The organism is Rahnella ecdela (assembly GCF_019049625.1).
GTDB lineage: Bacteria > Pseudomonadota > Gammaproteobacteria > Enterobacterales > Enterobacteriaceae > Rahnella > Rahnella ecdela.
Map to the genome: position 1 here is coordinate 156,433 of NZ_JAFMOY010000123.1, position 6,787 is coordinate 163,219.

General features: G+C 49.3%; 7 protein-coding genes. 1 reads left to right on the plus strand and 6 read right to left on the minus strand.

From position 1 onward, the window contains the following. Positions 1-4 precede the first annotated feature (4 nt). The 6 genes from proS to metN form a co-directional block, all read right to left on the minus strand. Positions 5-1,723: a proline--tRNA ligase gene (gene proS / locus J1784_RS10860; protein ID WP_217149200.1), complete on the minus strand. Its 1,719-nt coding sequence runs from the start codon at positions 1,721-1,723 to the stop codon at positions 5-7. A gap of 119 nt (positions 1,724-1,842) precedes the next feature. Then, complete coding sequence (gene tsaA, locus J1784_RS10865; protein ID WP_217149201.1) at positions 1,843-2,550, minus strand: tRNA (N6-threonylcarbamoyladenosine(37)-N6)-methyltransferase TrmO; 708 nt, start codon at positions 2,548-2,550, stop codon at positions 1,843-1,845. After that, positions 2,547-2,954: an Rcs stress response system protein RcsF gene (gene rcsF / locus J1784_RS10870; protein ID WP_217149202.1), complete on the minus strand. Its 408-nt coding sequence runs from the start codon at positions 2,952-2,954 to the stop codon at positions 2,547-2,549. The genes tsaA and rcsF overlap by 4 nt, the downstream gene beginning before the upstream one ends. Before the next feature lie 168 nt (positions 2,955-3,122). Further along, positions 3,123-3,938, minus strand: coding sequence for a MetQ/NlpA family lipoprotein (locus tag J1784_RS10875; protein ID WP_217149203.1), 816 nt, complete (start codon positions 3,936-3,938; stop codon positions 3,123-3,125). 61 nt (positions 3,939-3,999) lie between these two features. Then, complete coding sequence (locus J1784_RS10880) at positions 4,000-4,653, minus strand: methionine ABC transporter permease MetI (protein ID WP_217149204.1); 654 nt, start codon at positions 4,651-4,653, stop codon at positions 4,000-4,002. Next, positions 4,646-5,677, minus strand: a complete 1,032-nt coding sequence (gene metN, locus J1784_RS10885; RefSeq protein WP_217149205.1) for a methionine ABC transporter ATP-binding protein MetN — start codon at positions 5,675-5,677, stop codon at positions 4,646-4,648. The genes J1784_RS10880 and metN overlap by 8 nt, the downstream gene beginning before the upstream one ends. A gap of 179 nt (positions 5,678-5,856) precedes the next feature. On the opposite strand from metN, the gene gmhB reads away from it, so the two are divergent. Beyond that, the gene (gmhB, locus tag J1784_RS10890; RefSeq protein ID WP_217149206.1) at positions 5,857-6,417 is read left to right on the plus strand and encodes a D-glycero-beta-D-manno-heptose 1,7-bisphosphate 7-phosphatase; all 561 of its coding nucleotides are present in this window, start codon (positions 5,857-5,859) and stop codon (positions 6,415-6,417) included. Positions 6,418-6,787: the final 370 nt, after the last annotated feature.

The window sequence follows — 6,787 nt, forward strand, 5'->3', positions numbered from 1 at the left end:
GATCTTAACGCGGGATCTGGCTCAGCAGGTACTCAACGATATCGCTTTGTTTAATCATCTGTTTTTCACCAGAGCGACGGTTTTTGTATTCCAGCTCTTCAGCATCCAGATTACGATCACCAATCACTACGTGATGCGGAACACCGATCAGTTCCATATCCGCAAACATGACGCCCGGACGTTCTTTTCGATCGTCGAGGATCACATCGATACCGTGTGAACGCAGTTCTTTGTACAAAGCTTCTGCTGCATCTTTCACGCGGAAAGATTTGTGCATGTTCATTGGCAGAATAGCGACCTGGAAGGGTGCGATAGCATCCGGCCAGATTATGCCGCGATCGTCATGGTTCTGCTCAATCGCCGCAGCAACCACACGTGTCACGCCGATACCGTAACAACCCATGGTCATCACCTGATTACGGCCATCTTCGCCCTGTACGGTCGCATTCATCGCTTCAGAGTATTTGGTACCCAGCTGGAAGATGTGACCGACTTCGATACCGCGTTTTATGACCAGCGTACCCTGACCATCCGGGCTTGGATCGCCGGCAACAACGTTACGGATATCGGCAACTTGTGGCAATGCAGCATCACGATCCCAGTTAATACCGAAGTAATGCTTACCGTCGATGTTAGCCCCTGCGCTGAAATCACTCATGGCGGCAACAGTACGGTCAGCCACAATTGGCATCGGCAGATTGACCGGACCGAGTGAACCCGGGCCAGCAGCAACGATTTCACGAATTTCGGCTTCAGTTGCGAAGGTCAGTGGTACAGCAATCTGTGGCAGTTTTTCGGCTTTGATTTCATTCAGCTCATGATCGCCACGCACCAGTAAGGCAACCAGTTTATGGCCGCTTTCTGCCGTCGCGTGAACCATCAGGGTCTTAACGGTTTTTTCAACCGGAACCTGGAACTGTTCGGTAAGTTCAGCGATGGTTTTGGCATTTGGAGTTTCAACAACACGCATTTCTTCGGTTGCTGCAGCGCGCGGAGCAGCCGGAGCCAGCGCTTCAGCGAACTCAATGTTAGCCGCGAAATCAGAAGAGTCAGAGAACACCACATCATCTTCGCCACTTTGTGCCAGAACCTGGAATTCGTGCGAAGCGCTGCCGCCGATAGAACCGGTATCCGCCAATACTGCACGGAAATCCAGACCCATACGGCTGAAGATCTGGCTGTAGGCTGCGTACATTGCATCGTAAGTTTCCTGCAAAGACTCCTGCGTCGCGTGGAACGAATAGGCATCTTTCATCAGGAATTCACGGGAACGCATCACGCCAAAACGCGGACGTACTTCGTCACGGAATTTAGTCTGGATCTGGAAAAAGTTCAGCGGTAATTGTTTGTATGAGCTGACTTCATTACGGATCAAATCGGTAATGACTTCTTCGTGAGTCGGACCCAGAACGAACGGACGATCGCCACGGTCAACGAAACGCAGCAACTCCGGACCATATTGTTCCCAACGTCCGCTCTCCTGCCATAAATCGGCGGGCTGAACTACCGGCATCGACACTTCAATGGCGTTCGCGTTGTTCATTTCTTCGCGTACGATGTTTTCAACTTTCTTGAGAACACGTAAGCCTGTCGGCAGCCAGGTATACAGGCCTGAGGCCAGTTTACGGATCATCCCCGCACGCAGCATCAGCTGATGGCTGATCACTTCCGCGTCGGCTGGCGTCTCTTTCAGTGTAGAGAGCAGATATTGAGTAGTACGCATGATGTTGTTGGTTCCGTTAGCACTGCAAATTGCAATCAGGCTGCCATTGGCAGCCAAAACGTAAAAAGTGGTTTAGTTTACCAGCGAGTTGCTGTTGCCAAAAGAGAAGCAGAGGAAATTTAGTCTTTGTCGAGCGACAATACCTGATTCAGAGAGCCCGTCACCCGCCAGCGGACGTTAAACTCCAGCAAGCGAACGGCATAATCCCGGTCTGCTGCTTCCCCTTTGCGGTAAGCCGGACGGGGATCCTGTCCTAAAACCTGCGTGATAAAACGGCGAAGATGCGGATATTGTCCCGCATGTTCAGCCAGCTGTATTTCAGCCTGAGGTAAAAATTCTACCGGCATGCCGGAATCCGGCGCGTGCTGAGCAAATCCGGCACGCGCATCAGGATGGCTTTCTGCAAAGGGAAGATAAGGCTTAATGTCCACGACAGGCGTGCCATCCACTAAATCCAGACTGCCCAATTGTAGAATGACATTTTGCCCCTGGCAGCGGATCCCTTTCAGCTCAACCAGAGACATTCCGAGCGGATTCGGCCTGAAGGTTGAACGGGTCGCAAACACACCGGTACGCGTATTCCCACCCAGACGTGGCGGACGAACAGTCGGACGCCATCCGCCCTCCATCGTCTGATGAAAAATAAACATCACCCATAAATGGCTGAAGTCTTCCAGTCCGCGAACGGCTTCGGGCTGGTTGTAAGGTGCGTGCAGATGTAATTCACCGCCACCATCCTCAATCAGACCGGGCTGGCGCGGAACAGCAAACTTCTCTTTATAGGGTGAATGAATCGTCCCTATTTGCTCAAAAGAAAATGAGGTCATTTAAACGTGACATTGAGGGCAGAACCCTGACAAATCGCCTGCTGGAAACAACCCGGCACACCGCTGATGATCTGGCATTGGTGCAGTAATACTGCATTGGCCTTCATATAAGATGCGCGGGTCAGCATTCTTTTGCGCGCGGCAGCGAGGCTGGGTGGTGCATCATTTTGATCGCCCTGGCAGGATTCGCCAGAGACTTCGCCTAAATCACGGAAAGGGCTACCAACCAGTGCTTCGGCATCTTTATAGAGTTTTACCGGGGCAGGACGAACCGGAGCCGGTTTAGGTTTTACTGGTTTTGGCTCTTCTTTAACAACGGGTGCAGGAGGGGTTGGCTGTGGATGTGGAGTCAGAGAACAACCCGCCAGCAAAAGCGCCGACAAACAGAGAGGTAAAGCACGCATGGTATATCCTCTGCTTTTTAATATGTTTACAGGAAAGAATGTGGCGTTATTGAACCAAGGTATTGAGGAAATAACAAGGCGGGCATATGCCCGCCTTGAATTTATTTATGAAAGTAATATTTACAGACTAATAGTCAGAGCAAAACCTGCGTACCTGACAGCAACGGATTACCAGCCTTTAACTGCGCCGCCGTTGAAGATTTTGTTCGCTGCAGCATTCACTTCATCAGACTGGTAAGCCTGAACAAATTTCTTCACGTTTTCAGCGTCTTTGTTATCTTCACGCGCAACGATCAGGTTAACGTACGGAGATTCTTTATCTTCTACGAAGATGCCGTCTTTCTCAGGAGTCAGGTTGATCTGGCTCGCGTAAGTGGTGTTGATCACAGCCAGAGCGATTTTCGCATCATCCAGTGAACGTGGCAGCTGTGGTGCTTCTAGCTCAACCAGTTTCAGGTTTTTAGGGTTCTCAGTCACATCCAGAACGGTTGGCAGCAGACCCACGCCATCTTTCAGTTTAATCAGCCCCACTTTTTGCAGCAGCAGCAGTGAACGGCCGAGGTTAGTCGGGTCGTTTGGCAGAGCAACCTGGTCGCCATCTTTCAATTCATCAACAGATTTGATTTTCTTAGAGTAACCGGCGATTGGATAAACGAAGGTGTTACCGACCGGAACCAGTTTGTAGCCACGATCTTTAATCTGCTGATCCAGGTAAGGCTTGTGCTGGAAGGCGTTAACGTCGATATCACCTTTGCTCAGCGCTTCGTTAGGTAATACGTAATCGTTGAAAGTCACCAGTTCAACGTCAAGACCGTATTTTTCTTTCGCAACTTTCTGAGCCACTTCAGCAACTTGTTGTTCTGAACCGACGATTACACCCACTTTGATATGGTTTGGATCTTGTTCTTTTGGTCCGCAACCGACTAATGCCAGCGATCCCAGAAGCGCGCCGACAACGGCAATGGATTTGAATTTGTTAGACATGTCCTTTCCTCAATAAACGGATTTAAATCATTCACAGGGTAGCTATTACAGCGGCTATTTCTTATTTATGTGTGACTGCTTTTACGATGCGGTCGCCACAAAATTGAATTAAATACACCAAAACCACTAACAGGACTAATACCGTATTCATCACAGTTGCGTCGTAACCGATATAACCGTACTGATAACCGATTTGTCCCAAACCACCGGCACCGACTGCGCCACCCATAGCAGAATAGCCTACGAGTGTGATCAGCGTGATGGTCGCTGCATTGACCAGACCAGGCAGGGCTTCCGGCAATAAGATTTTGCGGATGATCTGCATCGGCGTTGCACCCATCGCGCGGGAAGCTTCCACCAGACCACTTGGAATTTCCAGCAGGGCATTCTCAACCATACGGGCAATAAACGGTGCAGCCCCGACGGTGAGCGGAACAATCGCGGCCTGTAAACCGATGGAAGTACCGACAATCATGCGGGTGAACGGGATCATCCACACCAGCAAGATAATAAAAGGAATAGAGCGGAAAATATTCACCAGCGCTGACATCACGCGGTAGACGTTTTTATTCTCTGCAATCTGACCCGGGCGCGTCACATACAGCAGGACGCCAAAAGGCAGGCCAAGTACAAAACCAAAGAAACCAGAGGTCAGTGTCATCACGACAGTTTCCCAGATACCCCGGCCCATTAACCACATCATTGCCTCAGACATAACCGAGTACCTCTACTTTCACCTGATTCTCATGCAGGAACTGAATTGCTGCCTGAGTGTTTTCTTCTGAACCGTGCATTTCTGTCAGCATAATCCCGAACTTCACGCCGCCGGCATAATCCATCTGAGCACTGATAATATTGTTATTAATGTCAAAGCGACGTACGACCTCTGAAAGCAGCGGAGCATCGACCGACTGACCGGTGAATTCCAGACGCAATAAAGGTACGCGACCTGCTTCCGGTTGCGGCACCATACGAACGGCGTAATCTTCTGGAATATCCAGATGTAATGTGGACTGAATGAACTGCTGTGCCAGCGGAGTTTTTGGATGAGAGAACATCTCGCTCACTTTATCCTGCTCAATCAGTTTTCCGTCACTGATGACGGCAACCTGGTCACAAATACGTTTTACGACGTCCATCTCATGGGTAATGAGGAGGATGGTTAATCCCAGACGACGGTTAATGTCTTTCAGGAGCTCAAGAATGGCGCGGGTAGTGGCCGGGTCCAGTGCGCTGGTGGCTTCATCACATAGCAACACTTTCGGATTGCTGGCAAGTGCACGGGCGATCGCTACACGTTGTTTTTGTCCGCCGGAAAGATTTGCCGGATAGGCATCATGCTTATCTTCAAGGCCCACCAGACTCAGCAGTTCTGAAACGCGCTTTTTAATTTCAGCTGAAGACAGATTATCCAGTTCCAACGGCAATGCGACATTGCCGAAAACGGTGCGTGATGAAAGCAGATTAAAGTGCTGGAAAATCATCCCAATCTGGCGACGTGCGCGGGTCAGTGCTTTCTCAGAAAAGGACATAAGATCCTGACCATCAACCAATACCTGGCCTTTAGTCGGACGTTCCAGCAAATTGACGCAGCGAATCAGGGTACTTTTACCTGCGCCGGATGAACCGATGACGCCATAAATCTGTCCGGCAGGGACGTGAAGACTCACGTCAGAGAGTGCGACTATCTGGCGCGCACCTTGCTGGAAAACCTTGGTGATGTTTGAAAGTTTAATCATATTATTTTTTATTCTGTCTTTTCGCCGTGACGTGGTGAAATTAACTCTTCGGGGAGCGTCCCCGTAGCATGTCGTGGATGCTAAGGCGTCTAGACGTCTAAGTCAACCAGGTTAGCATTCTCACAGACAGTGAAAACATGCGATACTCACGCCATTAATCAGGCATCAGGAGCAAATTTGTGGCACAACCTGTTTCAGCAATCTTTCTCGACCGTGATGGTACTTTGAATGTCGATCACGGCTATGTACATGAAATCGATAACTTCCAGTTCATCGATGGCGTTATTGACGCTTGTCTTAAATTAAAGGAAATGGGCTTTCTGCTGGTGCTGGTGACCAATCAGTCAGGTATTGCACGCGGTAAATTTACTGAAGATCAGTTTATGACGCTGACCGAATGGATGGACTGGTCTCTGGCTGACCGGGGCGTCGATCTCGACGGTATCTACTTCTGTCCTCACCATCCCGAAGGCACAGTTAAAGAGTTTACCCAGGTTTGTGATTGTCGTAAGCCCCTGCCGGGTATGTTTTTAACCGCTAAAGAAGAGCTGAATATTGATATGGCTTCTTCTTATATGGTGGGTGATAAGCTTGAGGACATGCAGGCTGCTGCTGCTGCGGGTGTCGGACACAAGATTTTAGTGCGTACGGGTAAGCCTGTTACAGAACAAAGTGAAAGTGCAGCTGACGCCGTGCTGGAAAGCCTTGCTGCCTTGCCTTCCTTTATAGCAAAAGCGTAAAAACAGGGGGCTTTGGATAAAAAAACGGCAAACGAAATAAAACTGTATTTATTCGCTTGCCATTAAAATCTAACTCCCTATAATGCCGCTCCATCGACAGGGAACAACGTGAACAACATCACGAAGTCACCGGGTCGGAAAGATTAAAAACAGCGGCAACCGAATGAAATAAACGGTTGACACTGAATGAGGAAAGCGTAATATACGCCACCTCGAGTTAGCAAGCGAAAGCGCGTAACTCACTGCTCTTTAACAATTTATCAGACAATCTGTGTGGGCACTCACAAGACGATATCAGCCACTTCGGTGGCAAAAAATATCAAGTCTTAAAGAGTGACCAAGCAGTAATTCATTTAGTTGAATTATTACG

Coding starts and splice junctions, on each gene's coding strand:
- tsaA (WP_217149201.1), bottom strand. CDS start 2,550: ATGACCTCATTTTCTTTTGAGCAAATAGGGACGATTCATTCACCCTAT.
- proS (WP_217149200.1), bottom strand. CDS start 1,723: ATGCGTACTACTCAATATCTGCTCTCTACACTGAAAGAGACGCCAGCC.
- J1784_RS10875 (WP_217149203.1), bottom strand. CDS start 3,938: ATGTCTAACAAATTCAAATCCATTGCCGTTGTCGGCGCGCTTCTGGGA.
- metN (WP_217149205.1), bottom strand. CDS start 5,677: ATGATTAAACTTTCAAACATCACCAAGGTTTTCCAGCAAGGTGCGCGC.
- rcsF (WP_217149202.1), bottom strand. CDS start 2,954: ATGCGTGCTTTACCTCTCTGTTTGTCGGCGCTTTTGCTGGCGGGTTGT.
- J1784_RS10880 (WP_217149204.1), bottom strand. CDS start 4,653: ATGTCTGAGGCAATGATGTGGTTAATGGGCCGGGGTATCTGGGAAACT.